Here is a 23,315-nt window from a genome sequence, read left to right as displayed (position 1 = left end):
GGGCGGCTCATCACCGCCCGCGCGACCATCCGGCAGGAATCTGGGAAGGACTACTTCTGCTCCTGGGCCGCGGCCGGCCTGGCGGTGCCGCCCACCATCGTCAGCACGGCCGGCTTCTTCGCGGAGCCGTCCTCGGCGCACTCGTAGCTCAGCATCTCCTGCTGGGCCTTGACCTCGGAGGCCTCGCCCTTGCCCTGGCCGGCGAGCACGTCGATGGCGTGCGGATCGCAGTCGCCGTCGTTGCCGCCGCCGAAGCGGTGCTGGCCCTCGTACTCGTTCACCTTGCGGGTGAGCATGTCATTGCCGGCGGGGAAGCCCTCGTTGGACTGCACCACCACCTGGAAGCCCCACTGCGAGGGATCACCCTCGAGGCCGGCCAGGTCCACGGTGGCCTGCACCTTGCGGCCGGAGCCCTTGGTGCGGGTGGGGATGAGGATGCTGTCCTTGAGGGCGGCGGCCTTGTTGCCCGCCTCGGCCTTCACGCGCGCGGAGTTCTGCGGCGAGATGACGATGACCTTCTCCCAACCGTTGTTGGGAGCGAACTTCACGTTGAGGCCCGGAGGAGCGTCGGTGTTGCCGCTGCCCTCCTTGCCGTCCGTGTCGATGAAGATGAAGGCCATCTGCACGGAGAAGCCCGAGCCCATCTTCCAGGGGTCCTCGAGCGTGGTGTTGAAGCCCAGGGTGATGTCGGCCTTGGTGCCCTTCTTCTCGAAGGTGAAGTCCGTCAGGTCGAACGAGCCGCGCTTGTACACGGTGTCGGTCGGGTACTTGTAGGTGCCGGGACCGTTGTCGTCACCGGTGGGGTCCTTGAAGGACACCTTGTCAGCGGCGAAGGCGGGAGCGCCCAGGAGGGCGGCGGCCAGCGACAGCACTGCGAAACGGGAGGTCTTCATTGCAATGGCTCCTGGTTGAGGGAACTGCGCTGAGGGAGCTGCGGACTACCCCTTGACGCTACCGGCGGTGAGGCCGGAGACGAGGTATTTCTGGAGGAAGAGGAAGAGGACCACCACCGGGATGGACACGATGATGGAGCCGGCGGCGAAGTAGCCCCACTGCTGGGAGAAGCCGCCCACGAAGAAGCGCAGGCCCACGGGCGCCGTGTACATCGTCTCCTGGTCCATGAAGGTGGCGGCGAGGATGAACTCGTTCCACGCCGTCATGAAGGAGAAGAGCGCCGTGACGGCCACGGCCGGCTTGGCCAGCGGCAGGATGATGGTCCAGAAGATCTTCCCCGCCGAGGCGCCCTCCATGACGGCCGCCTCCTCGAGCTCCTTCGGGATGGTGTCGAAGTAGCCCTTGAGCATCCACACGCTGAAGGGGATGGAGGTGGTGGCGTAGACGATGATGAGGCCGATGCGCGAGCTGCCCAGGCCCAGCCACTGCACCAGGATGATGTAGAGGGGGATGAGCATCAGCGTGCCCGGGAACATCTGGGACACGAGGAAGGCCATCATGCCCGCGCGCTGGCCGGTGAACTTGAAGCGGCTGAAGGCGTAGGCGGCGGTGCAGGCCAGGAAGACGCCCACCACCGTGGTGCCCAGCGCGATGATGGCGCTGTTGAGCAACCAGTGGCCGAAGGGCTGATCCGTCATCACCGAGCTGAAGTTGGAGAACGACAGCGTCTCCGGCCACGGCGTGACGGCCCGGACGCGGTCCATCATCGTCGGGGACTCGGGCAGCGTGGTGATGGCCAGGCTCTGCTTGCCCGAGAGGGCGATCGTGATGACCCAGAGGATGGGGTAGAGGGTGAAGAGGGTGAAGACCGCCAGCAGCAGGTGCAGCGGCCAGTGGGGAACCCCTTCGCGGCGCGAGAACATCAGGCGGCCTCCGTGGCGCGGGACACGCGGTTCTGCACCACGCTGTAGAGCAGCAGGATGCCGAAGATGACAGTGGAGTACGCCGCCGCGTAGCCGTAGCGGTAGCGCTGGAAGGCGTACTTGTACGCCTGGGTGATGAGGATTTCGGTCGAGTTGCTCGGCTCGCCCTCGGTCACCAGGAAGATGACGTTGAACTGGTTGAAGGTCCACACCACCGACAGGATGACGGCCGGGACGAGCGCGGGCTTGAGCGAGGGCAGCGTGATGGCCGTGAACTGCTGCCAGCGCGAGGCGCCGTCCACGCGCGCGGCCTCATAGAGCTCGGCGGGAATGGAGGTGAGCGCGCCGAGCGACACCACCATCATGAAGGGGAAGCTCAACCAGCCGTTGGTGGCCAGCACCGTGAAGAAGGAGCTGACGGGCGTGTCGTACCAGGCGAGACCCTGGCCGCCGAACATGCGGATGAGGTGGTTCACCACGCCGAACTGCTGGTGGAACATGCCCTTCCAGATGAGCGCGGTGATGTAGTTGGGCATGGCCCAGGGGAGGATGAGCAGCACGCGGTACACCGGGCGCAGCGCCAGCCCCTGCACGTTGAGGATGAGGGCCAGCACCAGGCCCACCGTCACGCCGATGGTCACGTTGGTGACCGTCCACACCACGGTGAAGAAGAGCGTGTAGTAGAAGTTGAGGTAGTTGAAGACGATGGAGCCGTCGCTCGCGCGCTTGGCGATGCTGAAGTCGCCGAGAATCTCCGCGTAGTTGCGCAGGCCCACCCAGATGTCCGTCAGCGACTGCCCCGTGTTGTAGAGGTTGGAGTCGGTGAAGGACAGGGTGATGCCGTAGAAGAACGGGAAGAAGACGAGCACCACCATGCCCACCATCGCCGGAGCGATGTAGGCGTACGCGGTGCGGTTCTCCACCACCGTCTCCACCGTGCGGGCCAGGCCGCCCATACCGATGAAGAGCAGCACGGCGAGCGACAGCGCGCCCAGGCCACCCAGGGCCTTGCCCGCGCCCGTGCGCAGCTCGGCCACGCGCGCCGTCACCGCCGCCTCGTTCACCGCCCCCGCGGGGGTGACGAGCCCGAGCGGACGGCGGAACTGATCCGCGTCCCAGTTGCCGGGCTGCAGAGCCGGCTCGGCCGCGAGCTGCTGCCCGGCCACCACCGTCTGGGCCCGCTCCGCCATGGCGCGAAGCTGCCCGGCCACGAGCGTCTGCGTCTCGCGCACCTGGGCGTCCAGCATGCCCAGCGAGTAGGAGGCATAACCGCCCACGCCCACCGCGAGCGCCACCACCGAGGCGAGGACGAGCAGGCCCTGCTTGCGCACCACGAAGGAAGCGCCCGCGCACACCGCCAACGGCATCAGCAACCACAGCAGCAGCGCGCCCGTGCTGGGGTTGAGCGGCGCCTTCAGCGGCGGCGTGGCCAGCTCCACCATGCCCACCACCGCGCCGTCCACCTCCACCGGCGCGCTCAGCAGGCGGCCACCGTTGGGCAGCGCCTCGGCCTCCACCTCCAGCTTGCGCGCGGTGCCCTCCTCGCGGTTCGTCTCGACCGCGGCGCGCAGCCGCTGGCCCCGGTCGTAGAGGGGCTTCTCCTCGCGCGACAGCCGGCGCGGCGCGGCCTTCTCCTCCCCCTGATCCTCGGGGAAGGTGGAGGCCTCGAGCTGGATGCCCGAGAAGGCAATCACGCGCACCGCGCTGCCCGCCGGAAGCTGCTGCTGCCAGGCGGACACCACGGCGCGCACGGAGTCACCCTTGCCCCCGGCGCGCTGGACCAGGTCCTCCAGCGCACGCAGGGACACGAAGGCCTGCCGGTCCGCGCGCTCGGTGGAGATGGTCTCCAGGGTCTTGGCCAACAGGCCCTGGGCGAGCACGAGGGACAGACCGAGGGCGAGGGACAGCCCCACGAGCACCCGCACGCGGTGCGGTGCACGGCCCTGGGGAGCTCCCGAGGGACTGCCCGCGCTGTGGAGGGTCTCGGCGAATTCGCCGGGCGGGGGGACGGCGGGGGGACCGCCGGGACGCTGTGGGGCCGTCTTGCTCACTCAGTGCCTCACTTCTTGCGAAGGCCGGCCACGTCCTTGGCCACTGCCTTCTGGGCCACGTCCAGCGCGGCCTTGGGGGTGGAAGCCTTCTTGAGGATGCCGTTCATCGCCGAGGTGGCCGGCGACCAGACCATCGTCATCTCCGGCACGTTGGGCATCGGCACCGCCACCTCGACCTGGTCGCGGAACGCCTTGAGCTGCGCGTCGCCGGAGACCTTGGCGTCGGAGTACACGGACTGGTTGGCGGGGCTCTGGCGGCCCTCCAGCGCGAGCACCTTGGCGGCCTCGGTGCTGGTGAGGAACTTCGCCACCTCGAAGGCGGCGTCCTTGTTCTGCGACGGAGCGGAGACGTACACGCCCTCCACCGTCATCCACGGGCGCATGGGCTTGCCACCGGCCTCGTCCAGCGTGGGCAGCGGGGCCAGGCCGTAGTCCACGCCCTTGGCGATCTCCCCGAGGAACCAGGGGCCGGAGAACACCATGCCCGCCTTGCCGTCGTTGAAGAGCGAGGTGATGAGCGCGGTGGAGGGCTCGGCGGGCATGATGCCGTCCTTCTCCGCCCACTTCATCATCAGCTCCACCGACTTCACGTTCGCCGGCGAGTTGAGGGTGGGCGTGGTGCCCGGGCCGAACACGCCGCCGCCGAAGCCGTTCATCAGCGCCGAGTGGTAGTAGAAGTCGCCGTACGAGTAGGCCAGCCCGAAGCGGCCCGCCTTCTTGTCAGTGAGCTTCTTGGCCATGGCCACCAGCTCGCCGCTCGTCTTGGGCGGGGTGGGCACGAGCTTCTTGTCGTAGATGAGCGTGACGACCTTGTAGTTGAGCGGCAGGCCGTAGACGGTGCCGCGGTAGGTCATCGCCTCCATCGTGGTGGGGATGAAGCGCTTGCGGGTGGCGTCATCCAGGTAGAAGTCGATGGGCTCCACCGTGTTGCCGGCCTCGATCCACCCGCCCAGGCGGTCCTGGGCGAAGATGAAGAGGTCGGGGCCCTTGCCGCGCGGCACCGTGGCGGAAATCTTGTCCGCGTAGGCGTCGTACGGAACGGCGAGCGTCTTCACCTGGATGCCCTTGGAGGCATGGGCGGCGTTGAACTGGCCGATCACCTTCTCCAGCGCGGCCTTCTCCTCGGCGCGGTAGCCGTGCCACAGGACGATTTCCTTGGGCTGCGCGGAGGCGGGCGTGGACAGCAGGCCGAAGGCGGACAGAGCCATGGCCGCGATCATCAATCGCAGGTTCTTCATGTCGGGAGCTCCTGAGGGGTGGGAGTCGACTAGACGGACAGACGTTGTTCGGTTTCGGCGTCGAAGAGGTGCAGCGACTCCAACTCGATGACCACCGCCATCTTCGCACCGGTCTCGGGAGTGTGCTGGGGCGGGAGCCGGAAGACCAGCGAGTTCTCGGCGAGGCGGGAGTGGACGATGATCTCGTTGCCGAGCGGCTCGACGAGCTCCACCTTCACCTCCAGCGGAGCCGTTTCACCGCGGGCGGTGGCCGAGGGGGAGATGATGTTGTCGGGGCGGATGCCGACCTTCAGCTTGCGGCCGCCCTTGCCCGCCGTCACCGGGCGCAGGCTCTGGGGAACGGGCAGCTTGAAGCCGTCCCCCTCGAGCCCCTCGCCATTGGCCGAGAGCGTGGCGGAGGTGAAGCTCATGGGCGGCGAGCCGATGAACTGGGCCACGAAGACGTTGGCCGGGCGCTCGTACACCTCCAGCGGGGTGCCGAGCTGCTGCAGCTTGCCGTCCTTCATCACCGCGATGCGGTGGCCCATCGTCATGGCCTCGATCTGATCGTGCGTCACGTAGACCGAGGTGACGCCGAGGCGCTGCTGGAGCTTCTTGATCTCCGAGCGCATCTGCACGCGCAGCTTGGCGTCGAGGTTGGAGAGCGGCTCGTCGAAGAGGAACACGGCCGGCTTGCGCACGATGGCGCGCCCGAGCGCCACGCGCTGACGCTGGCCACCGGAGAGCTGCTTGGGCTTGCGCTCCAGCAGGTGGGTGATGCCGAGAATCTCCGCGGCCTCGTTCACCAGACGGTCCATCTCCGGCTTGGGCGTCTTGCGGATTTTCAGGCCGAACTCGAGGTTCTCCCGGATGGTCATATGCGGGTAGAGCGCATAGTTCTGGAAGACCATCGCGACGTCGCGATCCTTCGGCGGCAGCTCGTTCACGACGCGCTCGCCGATGGAGAGGTTGCCGCCGGTGATCTCCTCCAGGCCGGCGATCATCCGCAACGCCGTGGACTTGCCACAGCCCGAGGGGCCCACCAGCACCATGAACTCATGGTCGCGGATATCGAGGTTCAACCCCTCGATGACGGACACGTCTCCGTACCGCTTGGCGACATTCTTGAAAACGACTCCGGCCATCTCAGGCTCTCCCCACTCGGGATTGCATCCAGTTCATCGCGCCCGTCCCAGGATGCGGACGGACAGCGGCTCGACGGTGACGTCCATCGTCGGAGCAGCCGTCAGGCGCCCCCCGTCGAGCAGATCTTCCGCGTCCGCACCGCTCCAGGCCTCGGGCCAGGGGAACGAAGCGGACGCCTTCTTCTCACCGCGATTCACCGCCACCACCACCGCGTCACCGGACTCCGCGTCGTGCCGGAGGAAGGTGTAGACGTCGCCGTCGGTGGCGAGCCCCTTGTGGGTGCCACGCGAGAGCGCGGGGTGGGCACGGCGCACGGCGATGAGCTTGCGGTAGAAGTCTCGCAGGGACTCGTCCCGAGGCAAGCCCGCGCCAGGCTGCACGGCGCGCTCGCCCCAGGGCATGTCGCTGCGGTTGGCGGGCCAGTCACCGCCGGGACGGCCCACTTCCTCGCCGTAGTAGATGACGGGGATGCCGGAGGTGGTGAGCTGCAGCGCCGCCGCGAGCCGGAAGCGCGGCTTGTCGCCCTGGAGCTGGAAGAGCAGGCCGGGCACGTCGTGCGAGGACAGGAAGTGCGACAGGTGGTAGCCCTTGCGCACCTTGTGCCGCGAGCGGAGGTAGGCGTCGAAGGCCACCGTGCGCCCGCGCCCCAGCGCCCACGCGAGCGCGTTGCCCTGGAAGCCGAAGTCGAAGCCGGCATCCATCTCGTCGTTGACGAACCAGGGGTCCAGCGACTCGCGGTCCCCGCCCCACACCTCGCCGAGCAGGAAGAAGTCCTTGCCCAGCTCCTCGCGCGTGCGGCGGCGGTGCTCCTGCCAGAAGGGATGGTCGACGTGCTTCACCGTGTCCAGGCGGAAGCCGTCCACGCCCGAGCGCTTGCCCCAGGCGATCTGCGCGTCGAGCAGGTACTTCGCCACCTCGGGCTGCTCCGTCTTGAAGTCGGGCAGGCCGGACACGCAGCTCGTCACGTCATCCTGGCCGCAGGTGCCCAGCTCCTCCGAGCGCAGCCAGCCCTTCGTCTCGGGCGCCTTGAGGTAGCGCGAGTTGTAGCCGGGGTGGTTGTAGACCACGTCCAGCAGCACGCGGATGCCCCGCTGGTGGCACGCGTCCACCAGCGCCTTGAACTCCTGCTCGGAGCCGAAGCGCGGATCCAACTGCTGGAAGTCATCGGCCCAGTAGCCGTGGTAGCCCCAGTCCGGGAAGCCGGCGCCGGTGACGAAGCCGTCGATGTTCTTCACCACCGGGGTCATCCACAGCGCCGTCACACCCAGCGAGGACAGCTCGTCGAGCTGCTCGCGCAGGCCCTTGAAGTCTCCGCCGTGGAAGGCGCCCGGGGCCTTCTTGTCCACCTTGAGGTTGTTGGCCGCATCGCCGTCGGCGAACCGGTCCAGCACCACGAAGTAGAGAACCTCGTCGGCCCAACGGCGCGCGGGAGCCTCGGGAGCGGCCACCGCGGCGGGCGCGGGAGCGGCTGCCTCGGGCGCGGCCGGAGGGGGCACACTCGTGCTTACCTCCGAGGTGGTCTCCCGGGGGGCTCGCGGCTGCGGGTGAGCGCAGCCCGCGAGCGCCAGCGGGAAGAGCAACAGGGAGGTGGCGAGCGGATGACGAATGTTCGCGCGTCTGGCCTGGGGGAGACGAGGCGACGAATCAACCATTGCGCGGGACTTTTTCACACCCGCTTTGGAAAGTGAACCTCCCCACTTGGGATGTCACCAATCTCCCGTGAATCCCCGAGGTTCACCTGTCTTTTTCACGTAAAGCGCGCCGCGCGTGCACGCGCCGTCATGCTCCGCGTGGAGGAATGACACGGCGCGCCATTTCCGGCTCAATACGGGGTGGTGTTGGTGCGGTCCGGAAGCTGGACGGGATCTGCCTTGCCCACGTCCTCCACGACGGTGATTTCGCGGGCCACCATCTCGGTGTCGTTGTTGGCGAAGGAGGCACGCACGGTGGAGCCGGGCGCGAGGAACTCGCGGCCGATCTGCTTACCTTCCTGGTAGTAGCGCGTCTGGTCCGTGATGCGCAGGTAGCGCGGCCTGCCCCACTTGTCCTCGATGACGAGCACGTCCGAGTACTCCCCGGTGACCTTGCCCTTCAAGGTGAAGCCCCGCTCGAGCGAGTAGGGATTCTTCGCGACGGGGCCCTCGCTGCCCGAGCCGCTGCGCATCGCCACCGTGCTGTCCGTCTTGCAACCCGCGAGCACCACCGCGCCCAGCAGCGCGCCCCAGACGATTTTCCTCATGCCCGCCTGCCCCCCCGGGGGCGCGTGAAGTGACGCCCCTCGGGGAAGGTGGAGAGAGCCCGGGGGGGCCGCAAGCAAAGACGGGAGGAACGGCTGCCCGGTTGCTCTACACGCCGAGGCGGGCGAGCAGGGCCTTGGAGCTCTCTCGCTCGAGCACCAGCAGCACCTGGCCCGACACCGCGGGCGCACCCACCGCGGAGAAGCGCGTCTCCAGCACCACCATGCGATCGCCGCCCTGCGCCTCGGCCACCGCGCGCGACACCACCAGGCCCGCAGTGCCCCGCACCAGCTCCGGCACGGTGGGCAGCAGCCTCCAGCCCGTCAGCGTTCCGATGGCGGACAGGCACGCGCTCGCCACGATGTTGGCCGCCTCCGACAGCGCGCTCTCGCGCTCCTCGGCCGGTGCGTCCTGGCGCCGGAGCAGCAGCGACTCCAGCGCGGCGCTGTCCTCGCGGGGCAGCACCAGCAGCAGCACCCCGCGAAGCTGTCCCTCCATGCCCAGCTTCGCCGCCACCACGGGCGCCTCACCGCCGCCCAGCAGCTCCGCCACCTCCGCGGCCGCCGCCAGCACGGCGCGCGGCACGGACAGGTTCACCGTGCGGCCACCCACCAGCCGCGCGAGCGCGTTGACGGCGTGCCCGCAGCCGATGTTGGCCACCTCGCGCAGGGCATCCAACTGAATGTCGCTCGGAGAAGGGCTCACGCGGACAGTAACCTCGGCACATCCAGGATGAAGACCGGGCGGCCACTTCCCAGGATGGTCACCCCTGAGAGGCCCGGCAGCAAGTCCAGAGGACGGGACAGCGGCTTGAGCACCGCCTCTTCCTGCCCCACCAATCTATCCACCGCGAGCGCGACCCGTCCCGCGTCCCCTTCCATCACCACGAAGGGCCGGACGCCCTTGCGCGGCGGCGCCTGGACACCCGTCAGCTCGTCCAGCCCGTACACCGGCAACAGCCCCTGCCCGTGCGGCAGCAGCGGCATCTCCCGGCTGCGGTCCAGCTTCTCGCCGTCCGCCTCCATCGCCCCCACCACCTTGGCGATGGGCAGGCCGAAGACCTCGTCCCCCACCGCCACCAGCAGCAGGTGCACCACCGCCACCGTCAGCGGCAGCCGCAGCGTGAAGCGCGTACCGCGGCCCAGCTCGCTTTCAATCTCGAGCGTCCCGCCCACGTTCTCCACCACCCGCTTCACCGCGTCCATGCCCACGCCGCGGCCGGAGATCTCCGACACGTCCTTGGCGGTGGACACGCCCGGCAGGCACGCGAGCAGGAAGGCCTCGCGGTCCGTCATCCGCGCCGCGGCCTCCGCGCTGAGGGCGCCGCGAGCCACCGCCGCCGCCTTCAGGTTCGCCGCGTTCATGCCGCGGCCGTCGTCCTCCATCTCCAGCACCACGCGGTCGCGCGCGCGCCGCACCGACACCAGCACGCGTCCGCGCGCCCCCTTGCCCGCCGCCACCCGCTCCTCCGGCGACTCCAGGCCGTGGTCGATGCAGTTGCGCAGCAGGTGCAGCAGCGGATCCGCCAGCTCGTCGAGGATGGCCCGGTCCAGCTCGATCTCCGCGCCGGTAATCACCAGGTCCACCTCGCGCTCGCGGCGCCGGGCGATGTCGCGCGCCGCGCGGGGCAGCCGGTCGGTGATGAGCGACAGCGGCGTCATGCGCGCGCTCATCACCTTGTCGTGCAGGTCCTTCACCAGCGCCTGCAGGCGGTAGACGCCCTCCTCGATGGGGGGCCGCGAGTTCTCCGGCAGCACCTTGCCCAGCTCGCGCAGGCGCGCGGTGGCCAGCAGCAGCTCGCCCACGGTGTCCAGGAAGTAGTCCAGCAGCTCCGTGCGCACGCGCACCGTGCGCGTCGTGTCCGTCCCGGAGGAAGCGCGCGGGGCCTCGGCGGGCCCGGGGCCCGGGGCCACCGGGACGGGCGCGGGCGGCGGCGCCACCACCGCGGGCTTCAGCGAGACGAGCTCCACCTCCGCCACGTTGCGCAGCGCCTTGCGGATGCCCTCCTCGCCCTCGGCCGTCTCCAGCTCCGCCTGGATGTTGCCCTCGGGAATGCGGCCGGCCTTGAGGTCCTCCAGCGGGGGCTGCAGGCCGTGCAGCGTGCCCAGGCCCGTCAACCGCTTGTGCACCAGGAAGGCGCGCACACCCGGCGTCTGACAGTTGGGGGCGACGCGCAGCCGCACCGCCCAGCGCGCCGCCGTCCTCGGAGCCGTCTCCCCTTCCGCCGGGACCACCGCGGCCACCCGGGCCTCGGGGGCCGGAGCGGGGGCGGAGACAGGGGCAGGAGGTGGCGGCGCGGCCTCGGAGGGCTCGGGCGCCACGCGCGCGGCGGCGGTCAGCGGAGCGGGCACGGGGGCAGCGGCACTGGCCGTCGCCTTGTTGATGACCCGCGTGGCGCCGGGCGTACGGCCGGTGACGACACACACCTTGTCCGCCAGCAGGCCGAGCAGCGCCGAGGCATCATCCGGCGGCTTGCTGTCCGCCACGGAGCGCACCTGGGCGAGCATCACGTCGGTGGCCGACAGCAGCAGGTCCACCAGCGAGCGCTCGAGCTTGGCCGGGTCCTGGCGGATGGCGTCCACCAGGTCTTCCACCCGGTGGGCCACCACGGCGATGGACTCGAAGCCCATCGAGGAGGCCATGCCCTTCACCGAGTGGGCGTGGCGGAACATGGAGTCCACCACGGCGGGGGCTCCCTCGCGCTCGAGCTGCACGAGATCCCTGCCCAGCCCCTCCAGGTGCTCGCTCGCCTCGGTCAGGAACAGGCCGAGGTAGCGGGACATGTCCATCGTCATGTCCGGCCTCGGTGGCGCACGGCAGCTCCCTGCACGCTCGAATCAGGACGGGGCGTCAGCCCTCGCCCAGGACCTTCTTCACGACGGCCAGCACGTCCTCGGCCCGGAACGGCTTCACGATGAAGTCCGAGGCACCCGCCTCGATGGCCTCCATCACCAGGCTCTCCTGGCCCAGCGCCGAGCACATGATGACGACCGCGTTGGCGTCATACTTGATGATCTCCCGCGTGGCCTCGATGCCGCTCTTGAACGGCATGACGATGTCCATCGTGGTGAGATCCGGCTTGAGATCCTTGTACTTCTCCACGGCCTCCAGTCCGTTGGCCGCCTCTCCGACGACCTCGAAACCGCCGGACGCGAAGATGTCCTTGATCATGTTGCGCATGAAGATGGCATCGTCGACGACCAGCACCCGCTTAGCCATGTGCAGCTCCGCCTCCGCGAAAGGCCCCGAGAGGGCCGCGGACACTACCATCCGCCCATTTCAGGCGGCTACTCACTTCTGTTGAACCGCGGTGAAGAGTCCAACCACCGCGGAATCCAGTCCCTCTGGATCCAACACCGTCACTGCCAGGCCCTTCAATCGAGCCACCCCTCGCACGGCCGGTACCGCCTTGCCCGGTGCCGCGCTCACCCGCTCCACCTCCTCGATTCCATCCACATCCGTCACCAACAGGCCGATGTCCCGCCGCCCGCGCTCCAACAACACCACCCGGCCCGGTGGGGTGGGCCCATCCGGCAGGCCCAACAACTGGCGCAGCTCCACCACCGTCACCACCCGCCCGCGCAGGTTCATCACCCCCGTCACCGCCGCCGGCGCCCGGGGCACCCGGGTAAAGCGCTCCGGGGGCACCACCACTTCCTTCACCGCGGCCAGCGGCAGCCCGTAGCGTTCCTTCTCCACCCGGATGATGACGTGCCGCACAGAGACGACTTTCTATCAGCAAGTCAGGGGTTCGGGGAAATTCGTGGAAGTGGGCACTCAGGCGTTCAGCCGGAAGCTGCGCACCACGCTCTGCAGCTCGATGGAGAGGTTGGTCAGCTCGCTGGCCAGCGAGGTCATCCGCACCATGGCGTCCGTCTGCTCCTGGATGACGGCCTGGATGGCCTCGGTGGAGGCCGCGTTGTTGCGGGCCACCAGGGAGATCTCCTCGGTGGCGTTGACCATCTCCTGGCTGCCCTTGAGCTGCTCGCGGGCGCTCTCGGAGATGAGGTGCACCTTCTCGGCCACCTTGCGCACCGTGTCGGTGATGGCGCTCATGGAGCGGACGATGCCGGTGATGTCCTCACGGCCCTCGGCCAGCTCCTCGATGCCCTCCTTCATGGCGCTCACCACGGAGGTGGACTGGCCGGAGATGTCCCGGGCCAGCCGGGAGATCTGCTCCGCCGAGCGGCCCGCGCTCTCGGCCAGCTTGCGCACCTCGTCGGCCACCACCGCGAAGCCGCGGCCATACTCGCCCGCGCGCGCCGCCTCGATGGTGGCGTTGAGCGCCAGCAGGTTCGTCTGCTGCGCCACCTGGGTGATGGCGTCGACGATCTTCGAGATCTCCTGCGTCTTCTCGCCGAAGGCGAACACCTGCTGGCTCGCCGCTTCAATCCGATTGAAGACCTTCTTCACCTTCTCGCCGGCCAGCAGCGCCGCCTTGCTGCCGTTCTCCGCCGCGCTGCTCGTCTCGGCGGCGGTGCGGGCCGCGTCCTCGGCGCTCGCCGCGGTGCGCTGGATGCTGCCGGCCATCTCGGTAATCACCTTGGACGTCTTGCCGACGAGCTGCGACTGCGTCTCGGCGCCCTGGGCGATCTTGTCCATGGACAAGCCCACCTCTTCGTTGGTCGCGTTGACGTTCTCCGCCGAGCCCTGCAGGTCCTTGGCCGTGTCCGCCACGCTCTTGGCGGTGTCCTGGATCTTGCCCACCAGCTCGCGCAGGTTCTCCTGCATGCGGCGGATGGCCATCGCCAGCTCGTCGATTTCGTCGCGGCGCAGGGCGCGCGGCGGCTCGACCACCAGCGGCTTGGACAGGTCACCCTGGGAGATTTCGAAGGCCGAGCGCGAGAGCACCCGGACGCGCGTCACGCGTGCCAGGTAGCGCGGCAGGGACAGCGACAGCGCCAACGTCAGGCCCAGCGCCATGCCGATGCGCCACCAGAAATCCAGCAGCGTCTCCGAGATGAGGAGCGCCGCCGTCAGCACGCACCCCAGCATCAGGTAGCCGGTGAGGATCTTGAGCTGCAGGGAGACCTCGTGCCCCCCCGTGCCGGGCTGCTCGACAGTACGCAGCAGCCGCTGCACGGGATCACGGCGGGGGGTGAGGCCGGGAGATGGATCGTCGCGGAGAGGGCGGCGCACGGTTTCGCTTTTTTGGGGGACAGCGACAACGATGCACGGGTTTAGCCCTACCGTCCGGAACGGTCAATCCGCCCGCCTCCTCGGAAGTGGTCGAAGCCAGCGGGCAGGCGCAGGCTTCGTCCCGATGCGTCACGGATGAGTCCCGCGTGTCCCGGCACGAGCCGGCCGATGCGCGTGACGGGCTCCTCCACTCGGAGACAGGCCCGTTCGAAGGCGGGGGTGCGCTCAGGTGGGACCGCGAGGAGCAGCTCGTAGTCCTCACCGCCCGCGAGCGCTCCCTCGGCGCCCAGTGAAGCGCGCACCGCCCGGGAGAGGGGCAGGCGCTCGAGCTCCAGCTCGGCGCTCACGCCCGAGGCGGTGCACAGGTGCCCGAGATCCTGCGCGAGGCCATCGGAGAGATCCAACCCCGCCGAGGCGAAGCGCGCGGCGAGCCGGCCCAGCCCCACCCTCGGCACCGGACGCTTCTGGCGGAGGATGGCCGCCGAGCGCCGCAGGCCCGACTGGAGCTGTTGCAGCCCCAGCCGCGCGTCCCCCAGCGTACCCGAGACGTACAGCACGTCCCCGGGTTGGCCTCCCGCGCGGGTGATGGGCGCGGTGCCCGGAAGCAGCTCTCCCGCCGCCGTGAGGGTGATGGAGACTTCGCGCGCGGAGGTGAAGTTGCCACCCACCAGGGTGATGGCGTGTTGGCGGGCGAGGGTGCTCATGCCCTTCGCGATGCCGGACAGCTCCCGGCGCGGGAAGTCCCGCGGGAGGGCCAGCGCGCACACGAACCAGCGCGGCACCGCGCCCATCGACGCCAGGTCCGACAGGTTCACCGCCAACGCCTTGTGGCCGATGTCCTCCGGTGAGAACCAGGCCCGCGTGAAGTGCACGTCCTCCACCACGGCGTCCGTCGTGATGCACTGCGCGCCCTTCGAGGGGGACAGCACGGCGCAGTCGTCTCCCGGGCCCACGGGCACTCGCGCCCTCGGGAAGTGGGAGAGGAAGAGGTCGATGAGGGTGAATTCGCCCGCGGCCTGTTTGCTCACGGGACGCAGGGTAGACCCTCACCCCCGCCCTCTCCCAGGGGGAGAGTGTGTGGCTCTAGACAGTATCGTCAGGCAGGAGCGTGCGCAGCAGCTCGTCGTCGGGGCCGAGCGGGCGCCAGCCGGGAGGCGGTGGCGTGGCGAGTAGCGCGACGCTGACCTGCCTTGCTCGGTCCTGATGAGTTACAGGGGTGTAGGCAATCCATGAACTAAGCGCCATGGCGACCTCGAAACGGTTGGCGTCATCCAGCACGCCCGGCCAGCCGTTGGGGAGACCTTCGGACAGCTCGCGCACCAACTGTCCACGCGTCAACCGCGTCAGCCGATGGCTCCGCTCCGCCTCGGCCACCAACCCGCTGAACACCTGCACGGCGTTGATGTCCTCTGCGCCAAGCTCCTCGGCCAGCGCTACCAGCGAGGTGGTAGGACGAGCCTCGGCGAAGGCGGTGAGCGAATCGTAACCCCGCTCGCGGACCCGCTCGTACAGGCGCACCTTCCAGTTGCCCTGCCAGGAACGTCCCTCGGCCATCACCCTCTCCAGGGAGAGAAGTTCATCGGGAAGCTCGTAGCGCTTCATTTGGAACGCGACTCTTTCCAGGATCTCGTTTCGCGTCAACATCCGTCCGGCCAACATCTCGGCGTCGCGCAACTGGCTCATGATCATCTGGTTCCATTCGCCGGGCCACATGCGACCCAGGCGCCAGTTGCCACCTCCATGGATGGCCTGATGGGTTGCCTGCTCCAGCCTGACGCAGAACTGATCGATGCTCAGGTCCCCGGTGAAGCCGCGCTTCTCGAACCACTCGCGGAACTCTCGCGGCAGCACGTGGTGCTGCGGCGGCTCGGCCATGCCGGCCCCGGCTTTACCCGTCACCCGCATCCCCCTCACCTCGGGCCCGTCGCCGAGCGCCTCGCGCACGCCCCTCGGCAGCTCGTCGTGGGCCTGCGCCATCATCACCTGGCCGGCCTGTATCCGCACCCAGGCGCTGACGGCGGGAAGTGAGAGGACGCCCGCCCGAACCAGCCGTTGCATCATCTCCACCCACTCGGCGGAGACGACCATGCGTGTGCCCATCATCACGCCGTTGGACCCCACCATGAAGCCCATGCCCAGCGTGACGGGAGCCGCCGCGCGCAGAGCGGGCAGCGTGAACTTCAGCACCGACAGCGTGGTGATCGCCTCGATGGACTCCTTGAGCACCAGCATCTTCTGGAGGTTCTCCGCCCCTCTGCGCACGGACTCACGGAGTGCATCGAACTCGCCGGTGAGGTGGCCCACCAGGGCGGGCATGTCTTCCACCGCGGCCTCCACCTGCCCTGGCTCCAGGGAGGAGAGCGCCGTCATGGCGGGCTCGAGCATCTTCTGGAAGCGATCCATGTCCATGTACAGCCGCTCCACGCTGTAGCGGCGCCGGGCGAGCACCTCATCGGAGAGGTGGAGTAAGTCGAACCAGACAGCCAGCAGAAGGGAGCCCATCATCGCGGCCTCCAGCCGTGGGCCGGCCAGGCGCAGCAGTGCGAGCTGCATGTCCGGCGCATCCACCTGCGAGGCGGCGGTGGCCAGCCGGGTGGCGGCGGCCAGCTCGGCGTCAATCCACCGCCGTTGCCGCTCGGCGTAGTCCAGGTAGTCGACGAAGATGCCGTTGCCCGCGCCAGCGAGGCCCTGGTAGCTCTTCCCGAGTCTGGAGAGTTCCGAGGAGATGTGGCGGGTGGAGGCGGACACCTCGCCCAGGGCACCGAGAAACGCCAGGTGCGCCGCCATGGCGCTCCACCGCGCGGGCTCCCCGCTCTCTCGGGAATGCGCATCCCTGGCCGTGCCCGCCGCGATGCCCGGGCTCGCCACCGTGACGGCCTCCTGGGCGCCGCGGCGACGGTGCAGCCGCCGTGGGGGCTCGGGCTCCAACGCACTCCCCTCCTCCGCGCCTTGCGCCCACGCGGGCGCGGCGGGCCCATCCGCCGTGTAGCGCAGGTGAGTCCCCCTGCCAGGCGGTGGCGTCAACGACGTACAGCCCGTGGACAGCACGGCCAGGGCGAGCCACAGCGCCCACTGGCGAGCCTTCATCGTTCGCGCCTCCTGGAAGCACTCCCAAGCGGGGAGGTCAACCGAACATACCTGTCCCGTCCGACACAGTGCGCGGCTCAGCTCCAGCAGTTCCGCGGAGGGTCACGGGGGTTCTGACGCGCGGTTGTTGGCGCTCAGAAGCGATCGGGATCCGTGTCGATCGGCGGCGGAATGTACGCCGGACCCTGTCCCGACAACGGCGGCTCGATCGGCATCACCACCCGGAAGCACGAGCCCTGGCCCACCTCGCTCGTCACCGACACCTGCCCGCCGTGCCCTTCCACGTAGCTCTTCACGATCGCCAGCCCCAACCCCGCTCCGCCGTACTCGCGCGTCGGGCTGTCGTCCACCTGGTAGAAGCTCTGGAAGATGCGCTCGCGCTGATCCAACGGGATGCCCACCCCCGTGTCCTCCACCTCGATGCGGTAGCCCTCCACGCCCAGATCCTTCTGCTTGCCGTGCTCCGACAGCCGCACCTCCACCTGCCCACCGCCCGGCGTGAACTTCACCGCGTTGGCCAGCAGGTTCACCACCACCTGCCTCAGCTTCTCCCGGTCCGCCACCACCCTCGGCTGCGTCACCTCCGGCCACTGCACCTTCACCGTCAGGCCCTTGCGCTGCGCCTGCGGCAGCACGCTCGTCAGCGAGCTTCTCCACCAACTCCTGCACGTCCACCCACTCGAAGGCGAGCCGCACCTTGCCCGCTTCGATCTGGCTCATGTCCAGGATGGAGGCGATGAGCTTGAGCAGCGTGTTGCCCTTCTCCATGATGGTGCGCACGAACTGCATCTGCTCCGCGTTCAGCCCGCCCACCAGCCCCTCGGCCAGCATCTCCGAGTAGCCGATGATGGACGACAGCGGCGTGCGCAGCTCGTGGCTCACCGTCCCCAGGAAGCTCGACTTGATGCGGTCCGCCTCCTTCAGCCGCTGGTTGAGCCGCAGGAGCTGCGCGTTCTGCGACTCCAGATCCCTCTGCGTCTCCAGCATCGCCTCGAGGTGAAGCTGCCCCGTCAGATAGGACTTCTGACCGGCCGCCAGCAGCGCCGCCAGCACGTGGGCCACGTGCGCCAGCATCTTCGCCACCCGGTGCTCGGACAGCCGCCCCACGTGCGCCAGCAGCTCGCGCGCCCGCTGCACGTCCAGCCCCTCCACCTCGGCCAGCGACGCGGGCACGTCCGTCAGCTCCTCCGGCGCGTATGGCCCGAAGACGACGCGCCCCAGCACGTCCCCGTCCCACTGCACCGGCATCACCAGGTAGCGCAGGCCCGTGAAGCACGGCTGCGCCAGCAACTCCCCACCCAGCGGCCCCGGCCCGGGCAGCGCCTGCGCGCCCTGCGTGGGGGTCAGCGGGCCCTCGTGCAACCGCGCCACCAGCGCCGCGCTGCGCGCCCGGCCCTGCGCCGTGGTGTTCACGAAGCCGCAGAAGTCCCCGGTGTCCCCCTTGGCGTCCGCCAGCGTCCGGCCCCGCTCGTCCAGCACGCGGATGCCCACCCGGTACAGCTCCCCGAGGCTCTCCACCACGTCCCCGAAGGTGAGCGGGTCCAACATGTCCACCAACGACGGCTTTCGCTGGAGCACCGACCCGGCGTGCTCTGGCGCGCTGCCCGCGGCGCCTGGTTTGTCGGCGCTCATCGCGGCCTCCCTGCTGAAGACGGATAGAGGGACTCGAGGGTCGTGCCCGTCAGGTCCATCTGCTGAAAGATGTGGGTGAGGAATTCCTTCTCCGTCAGGCCGATGTTGCGCGCCAGGCGCATCCGCTCGTCCAGGTTGCGCCACGCCGCCTGCAGCAGCGCGTGCAACGTCTCCATCACGCCCTCGCCCCTCAAGGCCACGGCCCCCACCACCGGCTCCCCGCCCTTCTTGCGCGCCTCTTCCAGCTCCGCGTCCGTCTGCGCATCCGGCAGGTCGCGCTTGTTGAACTGGATGACCACCGGTACCTGCGTCGCGTCCAGACCGATTTCCCTCATGTTGGAGCGGAGCTTGCGCCAGTAGGCGTTGTTCTCCGCGGAGGCGCTGCGGCGGCTGTCGGCGATGAAGGCCACCGCGTCGGCGTTCTGCAGCACCACGCGCCGGGTGGCGTCATGCACCACCTGTCCCGGCACCGTGAAGAGCTTGAGCTTCACCTTGAAGCCCGTGCTGCTGGTGAAGAACACCGGAAGCAAATCGAAGAAGAGCGTACGATCCTCGTGCGTCTCCACGCTGAGCAACCGGCCGCGAGCCTCCGGCCGGGCCCGCGCGTGGATGGCACGCAGGTTCGTCGTCTTCCCACTCAGCCCTGGGCCGTAGTAGACGATCTTCAGGGTGAGTTCGCGCTGGGCGTGGTTGAGTTGCACGTGCGGAAGCTCAGGCTGCCGAGAGGGAGGGGGAAGGGTGGGCCAACCCGCCCCAGGCGGACGGTTTTTTATAGTGAAAGGTGTTCAGCATTGAAAGCCGCCCCCCACCATACCCGTGCGAAAACCCCCGGATGAGGCGGGAGCGGGCGGCCTTGGAATGCCGGGAGCCCATGCGCAGTTTGGAAAAGTCCGGCTCTCCCCCCGTGGGGGGAAATGTGCGCCGCACCCAGAGCGTGCATGGGCACCGGTGAAGCGGTTAGGATCGTAGAGCGAATGGAGGAGCAAGGCATGACGATGAAGCGGGTGGACCCGGGCGTGGAGGTGGCGGCGATGCCAGTGCCGGACATGGCCAACCTGCCCAACGACCTGGCGCCGGCGGTGAAGTTTTCCGTCCCGACCGATGAGGACATGGCGTCCGTGGCCGCCCTGCGCTCCAGCTCGGAGCCCTGGAAGAGCCGGGGCGAGACGGTGGAGGACAGCCTCAAGTCGCTGACGACGCTGAGGCCCTACATCCACGTGGCCAAGGTGCAGAACCAGGTGGTGGGCTATGTGACGGTGGAGCGGGATGGGCCGGTGCCCGGCGCCGCCTACATGCGCAACATCGTCATCCGGCCGGAGCTGCGCCGGCGCGGCCTGGGCCAGGCGGTGCTCAACCAGGCCCTCCAGGTGGCCCGGGACATGTTCCGCAAGACGATTGCCCTGCGGGTGGACCCGGCCAATGCCCCCGCGGTGAGCTTCTACCGCAACGCGGGCTTCACCACCGTGGCCACGGTGGTGTCCAAGAAGTCCGGCAAGTTGCGCCTCCTCATGTCGCGCGAGCTGTGAGGAGCCCCTAGGACGGGAAGAGCGGCCGCGTCCTCCAGGGCCGCCTCCTCCCCCTCCTGAAAGCGCCCGGCCTGGACCCTCCCCGAGGGCCCGCGCCGGGCGCTTCCTTATATAGCAGCCCCCCTGCCCGCCCTCGGGCCCGGCGGGGAAACGGCCGTCCTCTTTCCAGAATTCGTGGCAATTCCCGGCTATGCTGCACCCGCTCTCCCGGTGGCGGCATGGCGCCGGGCTGGAAGAAGGATGAGCCGGGCATGAAGACCCTCACGGAATTGCTGCGCCACCTGGCCCGCCCGGGCGCGGTGGAGCTCGCCCTGATCTCCGGGCGCACCCCCATGGTGAAGACGGCGATCGGCGCCTTCGAGGCGGTGGACCCGGCCCTCCTCACGACGGAGGGGCTGCAGGGGATGCTGCACGCCCTGGTGGGAGAGGCCCGCGCCGCCACCGTCTCCGACAAGCCCAGCCAGTGGGCCCTGCGCCTTGAGGGCCTGGGCTCCGTCGTCGTCGGCGCCCTGCGCCGGGGAGACGTGCTCAACGTGCGCGTCATGCGGACCGAGCCCCAGGCCGGAGCCGCCGCGCCCGCCCCCCGGGCTCCCGCCCCGGCCGCGCCCGCCGCCCAGCGCCCCGCCGCTCCCGCCGCGCCTCCAGCCCCCGCCGCGCGTCCGGCGCCTCCGGCGGGCGGAATGGCCGCCAAACCGGCCAAGGGCGTGCAGATCCTCCCGTCGGAGCGGCACACGCCCGAGCCGCCTCCGCCCGCCGAGCCGCCCCCGCCCGCCGCCGAGCCCGTGGCCGAGGCGCCCCAGGGCCCCCGCCTCGTGGTGCGCCCGGAGTCCGCGCACAACCTGACGATGCTGCTGGAGGACGCGCGCACCGTGGGCGCGAGCGACCTGCACGTCATCGCCGGCCGCCCTCCCCTCTTCCGCCTCGTCGGCGAGCTGCTGCCCCACGGCGAGCCGCTGCCCCCCGAGACGGTGGAGACGATGATCCTGCCCCACGTGCCCGCGCGCCTGCGCCCGGTGCTCGACCGGGAGGGGAGCTGTGACTTCTCGTTGGACCTGGGCCCCTCCGGCCGCTTCCGCGTCAACGTCTCCCGCCAGCGCACCGGCTACAAGGGCTGCTTCCGCCTCATCCCGCGCGAGATTCCCACCCTCGAGTCGCTCGGCCTGCCGACGGACATCGCCAAGGCCACCCACCACCACCAGGGCCTCATCGTCGTCACCGGCCCCTCCGGCCACGGCAAGACGAGCACCCTGGCGGCCATCGTCAACCGCATCAACTGCGAGACGAGCCACCACGTGCTCACCGTGGAGGACCCCGTGGAGTACCTCCACCCGCGCAGGAAGGCGCTGATGAGCCAGCGCGAGGTGGGCACGCACACCAAGACGTTCGCCAGCGCCCTCAAGGGCAGCCTGCGCGAGGACCCGGACGTCATCCTGGTGGGCGAGCTGCGCGACACCGAGACGGTGCGCATGGCACTGGCCGCCAGCGAGACGGGCCACCTGCTCATCTCCACGATGAACACGCCCAGCGCGGCGAAAACGATCGACCGGCTCATCGACCTCTTCCCCCCGGCGGACCAGGCCCAGGTGCGCATGACGCTGGCCAGCAGCCTGCGCCTCATCGTCAGCCAGCGGCTGCTGCCGAGCGCGGACCGCCAGCGCATGGTGGCCGCCGCCGAGCTGCTCCCGGGCTCGGTGGCCCTGGGCAACCTCATCCGCGACAACAAGACGTACCAGATTCCCTCCCTGCAGCAGCGCGGCAAGTCGCTGGGCATCGTCCGCTTCGACGACTCGCTCGCCGACCTGGTGCGCTCCGGGAAGACGACGCTGGAGATCGCCAGGGTCTACGCCGAGAGCCCCGATGAGTTGGAGGCCATGGTGACGGGCAAGCGGCCCGGCGCGCCTCCCGAGGGCCCGCCCTCTCCGGATGGGGGCAAGCTGCTGTCCAAGATGGGCAACCTCCTCAACCGCAAGAGCGCCTGACCATGAGCTCCGCTCCGCGCATCGCCGCCCTCTTCGACAAGCTCCTGGAGAACAAGGGGAGCGACCTGCACCTGAGCATCGGCCACCCGCCCCTGGGGCGCATCCGCGGCGAGCTCACCCCCCTGCGCGAGGCCCTCCTCACCGCGCCGGAGCTGGAGGCGATGCTCTTCGAGATCCTTCCCGGCCCCGAGCAGAAGCGGCAGATCACGGAGGACCTCGATCTCGACTTCGCCTACAGCTACGGCACCAAGGCGCGCTTCCGCGCCAACTACTTCCACAAGACGACGGGCGTGGCGGCCGTCTTCCGCACCATCCCCAGCAAGGTGCTGTCGCTCACGGAGGCTCAACGCCCCCGAGGTGGTGCGCAAGCTGGCCGAGCGCCGCAGCGGACTGGTGCTCGTCACCGGCCCCACCGGCAGCGGCAAGTCCACCACGCTGGCGGGGATGATCCACCACATCAACCACACCCGCCCGGCGCACATCCTCACCATCGAGGACCCGGTCGAGTTCGTGCACGAGTCCGCCAAGTCCCAGGTGACGCACCGCGAGGTGGGCATCCACGCCTCCAACTTCGCCACCGCCATCCGCTCGGCGGGCCGCGAGGATCCCAACGTCATCCTCATCGGCGAGCTGCGCACCAACGAGACGATGAAGCTGGCCCTGCAGCTCGCCAGCTTCGGCGTGCTGGTGATGGCCACGGTGCACACCAACAGCGCACCGGCCACCATCGATCGCATCATCAACTCGTTCCCCGCCGAGGAGCAGCCCCAGGTGCGCGGCATGCTCGCCGAGGGCCTCGCCGGCATCGTCGCCCAGCAGCTCATCCGCACCGCGGACGGCAAGGGCCGCGTGGCCGCGCTGGAAATCCTTATCGGCACCAGCGCCATCGCCTCGATGATCCGCGAGGGGAAGGTGTTTCAAATCGCCAGCAAGATGCAGGCGAGCCAGAACCTGGGCATGCAGACGCTGGACATGCACCTGGAGAAGCTGGTGGCGGCCAACACCATCACCCCGGAGGCCGCCCTGGAGAAGGCCCAGGACAAGGAGGCCTTCGCCAAGATTCTCCAGCGGCTCAAGCCGGAGTTCGAGGTGCCCGAGTTCGACCTCGGGGAGGCCGGCGGCTCGCACTGAGCAGTGGGAACATGCGCCGACAACCCGGCCATTTCCCCTCTCCCCCCGGGAGAGGGACGGGGTGAGGGTATCGGGTGAACCCGGGTTGACCCCACTGTCCACACTCTGGGCCACGGGTTGGAGAACGGGCCCGGGCACCCTCACCCTGACCCTCTCCCGAGGGGAGAGGGGACATTAAAGGGGCTCAGTGATCGACGGTGTGGACCGGCAGGAAGACGCGGAAGGTGGTACCCCGTCCCGGCTCGCTCTCCACGGAGAGCTCCCCACCGTGCGCGGTGATGATGCGCCGGCACACCGAGAGCCCCAGCCCGCTCCCCACCCCCACCGGCTTGGTGGTGAAGAACGGATCGAAC

Annotated in this window: 19 protein-coding genes and 2 pseudogenes; 3 read left to right on the top strand and 18 right to left on the bottom strand. The window is 69.4% G+C overall.

The genetic code is table 11. The features are described from left to right. Positions 1-50 precede the first annotated feature (50 nt). The 17 genes and pseudogenes from ACN28I_RS35480 to ACN28I_RS35400 form a co-directional block, all read right to left on the bottom strand. Positions 51-893 (bottom strand): glucodextranase DOMON-like domain-containing protein, encoded by an 843-nt coding sequence (locus ACN28I_RS35480; protein ID WP_420946327.1) that lies wholly within the window; start codon positions 891-893, stop codon positions 51-53. Between the two features lie 45 nt (positions 894-938). Further along, entirely contained in the window at positions 939-1,817 is an 879-nt protein-coding gene (locus ACN28I_RS35475) for a sugar ABC transporter permease (protein ID WP_420946326.1), read from the bottom strand. Beyond that, complete coding sequence (locus ACN28I_RS35470) at positions 1,817-3,868, bottom strand: carbohydrate ABC transporter permease (RefSeq protein WP_420946325.1); 2,052 nt, start codon at positions 3,866-3,868, stop codon at positions 1,817-1,819. The genes ACN28I_RS35475 and ACN28I_RS35470 overlap by 1 nt, the downstream gene beginning before the upstream one ends. Positions 3,869-3,876: 8 nt before the next feature. Beyond that, positions 3,877-5,106 carry an extracellular solute-binding protein gene (locus ACN28I_RS35465; protein WP_420946324.1) on the bottom strand — a complete coding sequence of 410 codons (1,230 nt, stop codon included), beginning with the start codon at positions 5,104-5,106 and terminating at the stop codon, positions 3,877-3,879. A 29-nt stretch (positions 5,107-5,135) separates the two neighbouring features. Continuing rightward, a complete protein-coding gene (locus ACN28I_RS35460) occupies positions 5,136-6,230 on the bottom strand; it encodes an ABC transporter ATP-binding protein (RefSeq protein ID WP_420946323.1) in 1,095 nt (364 codons plus the stop codon). Positions 6,231-6,263: 33 nt separating this feature from the next. Then, a complete protein-coding gene (locus tag ACN28I_RS35455) occupies positions 6,264-7,727 on the bottom strand; it encodes an alpha-amylase family glycosyl hydrolase (RefSeq protein WP_420946322.1) in 1,464 nt (487 codons plus the stop codon). A gap of 326 nt (positions 7,728-8,053) precedes the next feature. Continuing rightward, complete coding sequence (locus ACN28I_RS35450) at positions 8,054-8,470, bottom strand: hypothetical protein (RefSeq protein ID WP_420946321.1); 417 nt, start codon at positions 8,468-8,470, stop codon at positions 8,054-8,056. Positions 8,471-8,576: 106 nt separating this feature from the next. Further along, positions 8,577-9,173 carry a chemotaxis protein CheC gene (locus tag ACN28I_RS35445; RefSeq protein ID WP_420946320.1) on the bottom strand — a complete coding sequence of 199 codons (597 nt, stop codon included), beginning with the start codon at positions 9,171-9,173 and terminating at the stop codon, positions 8,577-8,579. Continuing rightward, complete coding sequence (locus ACN28I_RS35440; protein ID WP_420946319.1) at positions 9,170-11,263, bottom strand: chemotaxis protein CheA; 2,094 nt, start codon at positions 11,261-11,263, stop codon at positions 9,170-9,172. The genes ACN28I_RS35445 and ACN28I_RS35440 overlap by 4 nt, the downstream gene beginning before the upstream one ends. A gap of 55 nt (positions 11,264-11,318) precedes the next feature. Continuing rightward, complete coding sequence (locus tag ACN28I_RS35435) at positions 11,319-11,687, bottom strand: response regulator (RefSeq protein ID WP_043412942.1); 369 nt, start codon at positions 11,685-11,687, stop codon at positions 11,319-11,321. 72 nt (positions 11,688-11,759) lie between these two features. After that, on the bottom strand, positions 11,760-12,188 hold the full coding sequence (locus tag ACN28I_RS35430) for a chemotaxis protein CheW (protein WP_420946318.1): 429 nt from the start codon (positions 12,186-12,188) through the stop codon (positions 11,760-11,762). 57 nt (positions 12,189-12,245) lie between these two features. Then, positions 12,246-13,607 (bottom strand): methyl-accepting chemotaxis protein, encoded by a 1,362-nt coding sequence (locus ACN28I_RS35425; protein WP_420946317.1) that lies wholly within the window; start codon positions 13,605-13,607, stop codon positions 12,246-12,248. A 47-nt stretch (positions 13,608-13,654) separates the two neighbouring features. Beyond that, a complete protein-coding gene (gene thiL, locus ACN28I_RS35420; RefSeq protein WP_420946316.1) occupies positions 13,655-14,635 on the bottom strand; it encodes a thiamine-phosphate kinase in 981 nt (326 codons plus the stop codon). 55 nt (positions 14,636-14,690) lie between these two features. Next, positions 14,691-15,161 carry an NUDIX hydrolase gene (locus ACN28I_RS35415; RefSeq protein ID WP_420948782.1) on the bottom strand — a complete coding sequence of 157 codons (471 nt, stop codon included), beginning with the start codon at positions 15,159-15,161 and terminating at the stop codon, positions 14,691-14,693. Positions 15,162-16,828: 1,667 nt separating this feature from the next. Next, a complete protein-coding gene (locus tag ACN28I_RS35410; protein WP_420948781.1) occupies positions 16,829-17,203 on the bottom strand; it encodes a sensor histidine kinase in 375 nt (124 codons plus the stop codon). Between the two features lie 250 nt (positions 17,204-17,453). Continuing rightward, positions 17,454-18,242 (bottom strand): annotated as a pseudogene (locus ACN28I_RS35405) (PocR ligand-binding domain-containing protein); the annotation flags it as partial. An 80-nt stretch (positions 18,243-18,322) separates the two neighbouring features. Then, the gene (locus ACN28I_RS35400) at positions 18,323-19,027 is read right to left on the bottom strand and encodes a GTP-binding protein (RefSeq protein WP_420946315.1); all 705 of its coding nucleotides are present in this window, start codon (positions 19,025-19,027) and stop codon (positions 18,323-18,325) included. A 288-nt stretch (positions 19,028-19,315) separates the two neighbouring features. Here ACN28I_RS35400 and ACN28I_RS35395 point away from each other — a divergent pair, with 288 nt between their 5' ends. From ACN28I_RS35395 to ACN28I_RS35385, 3 genes and pseudogenes are all read left to right on the top strand, one after another. Further along, a complete protein-coding gene (locus ACN28I_RS35395) occupies positions 19,316-19,852 on the top strand; it encodes a GNAT family N-acetyltransferase (RefSeq protein WP_420946314.1) in 537 nt (178 codons plus the stop codon). 251 nt (positions 19,853-20,103) lie between these two features. Then, a complete protein-coding gene (locus ACN28I_RS35390) occupies positions 20,104-21,831 on the top strand; it encodes a type IV pilus twitching motility protein PilT (RefSeq protein WP_420946313.1) in 1,728 nt (575 codons plus the stop codon). Positions 21,832-21,833: 2 nt separating this feature from the next. Further along, positions 21,834-22,962: pseudogene (locus ACN28I_RS35385) on the top strand (type IV pilus twitching motility protein PilT). A 184-nt stretch (positions 22,963-23,146) separates the two neighbouring features. Here ACN28I_RS35385 and ACN28I_RS35380 read toward each other — a convergent pair. Further along, a complete protein-coding gene (locus tag ACN28I_RS35380; protein ID WP_420948780.1) occupies positions 23,147-23,281 on the bottom strand; it encodes an ATP-binding protein in 135 nt (44 codons plus the stop codon). Positions 23,282-23,315: the final 34 nt, after the last annotated feature.

This window comes from Archangium gephyra, from assembly GCF_049060025.1.
GTDB classification, from domain to species: Bacteria; Myxococcota; Myxococcia; order Myxococcales; family Myxococcaceae; genus Archangium; species Archangium gephyra_A.
This window is presented reverse-complemented; position numbering and strand designations above follow the sequence as displayed.

Excerpts from the sequence above, each read along its gene's own strand:
- ACN28I_RS35480 (WP_420946327.1), bottom strand. The coding sequence starts at position 893 with ATGAAGACCTCCCGTTTCGCAGTGCTGTCGCTGGCCGCCGCCCTCCTG.
- ACN28I_RS35390 (WP_420946313.1), top strand. The coding sequence starts at position 20,104 with ATGAAGACCCTCACGGAATTGCTGCGCCACCTGGCCCGCCCGGGCGCG.
- ACN28I_RS35440 (WP_420946319.1), bottom strand. The coding sequence starts at position 11,263 with ATGACGATGGACATGTCCCGCTACCTCGGCCTGTTCCTGACCGAGGCG.
- ACN28I_RS35415 (WP_420948782.1), bottom strand. The coding sequence starts at position 15,161 with ATGGCCGAGGGACGTTCCTGGCAGGGCAACTGGAAGGTGCGCCTGTAC.
- ACN28I_RS35395 (WP_420946314.1), top strand. The coding sequence starts at position 19,316 with ATGACGATGAAGCGGGTGGACCCGGGCGTGGAGGTGGCGGCGATGCCA.
- ACN28I_RS35465 (WP_420946324.1), bottom strand. The coding sequence starts at position 5,106 with ATGAAGAACCTGCGATTGATGATCGCGGCCATGGCTCTGTCCGCCTTC.
- ACN28I_RS35450 (WP_420946321.1), bottom strand. The coding sequence starts at position 8,470 with ATGAGGAAAATCGTCTGGGGCGCGCTGCTGGGCGCGGTGGTGCTCGCG.
- ACN28I_RS35475 (WP_420946326.1), bottom strand. The coding sequence starts at position 1,817 with ATGTTCTCGCGCCGCGAAGGGGTTCCCCACTGGCCGCTGCACCTGCTG.
- ACN28I_RS35435 (WP_043412942.1), bottom strand. The coding sequence starts at position 11,687 with ATGGCTAAGCGGGTGCTGGTCGTCGACGATGCCATCTTCATGCGCAAC.
- ACN28I_RS35460 (WP_420946323.1), bottom strand. The coding sequence starts at position 6,230 with ATGGCCGGAGTCGTTTTCAAGAATGTCGCCAAGCGGTACGGAGACGTG.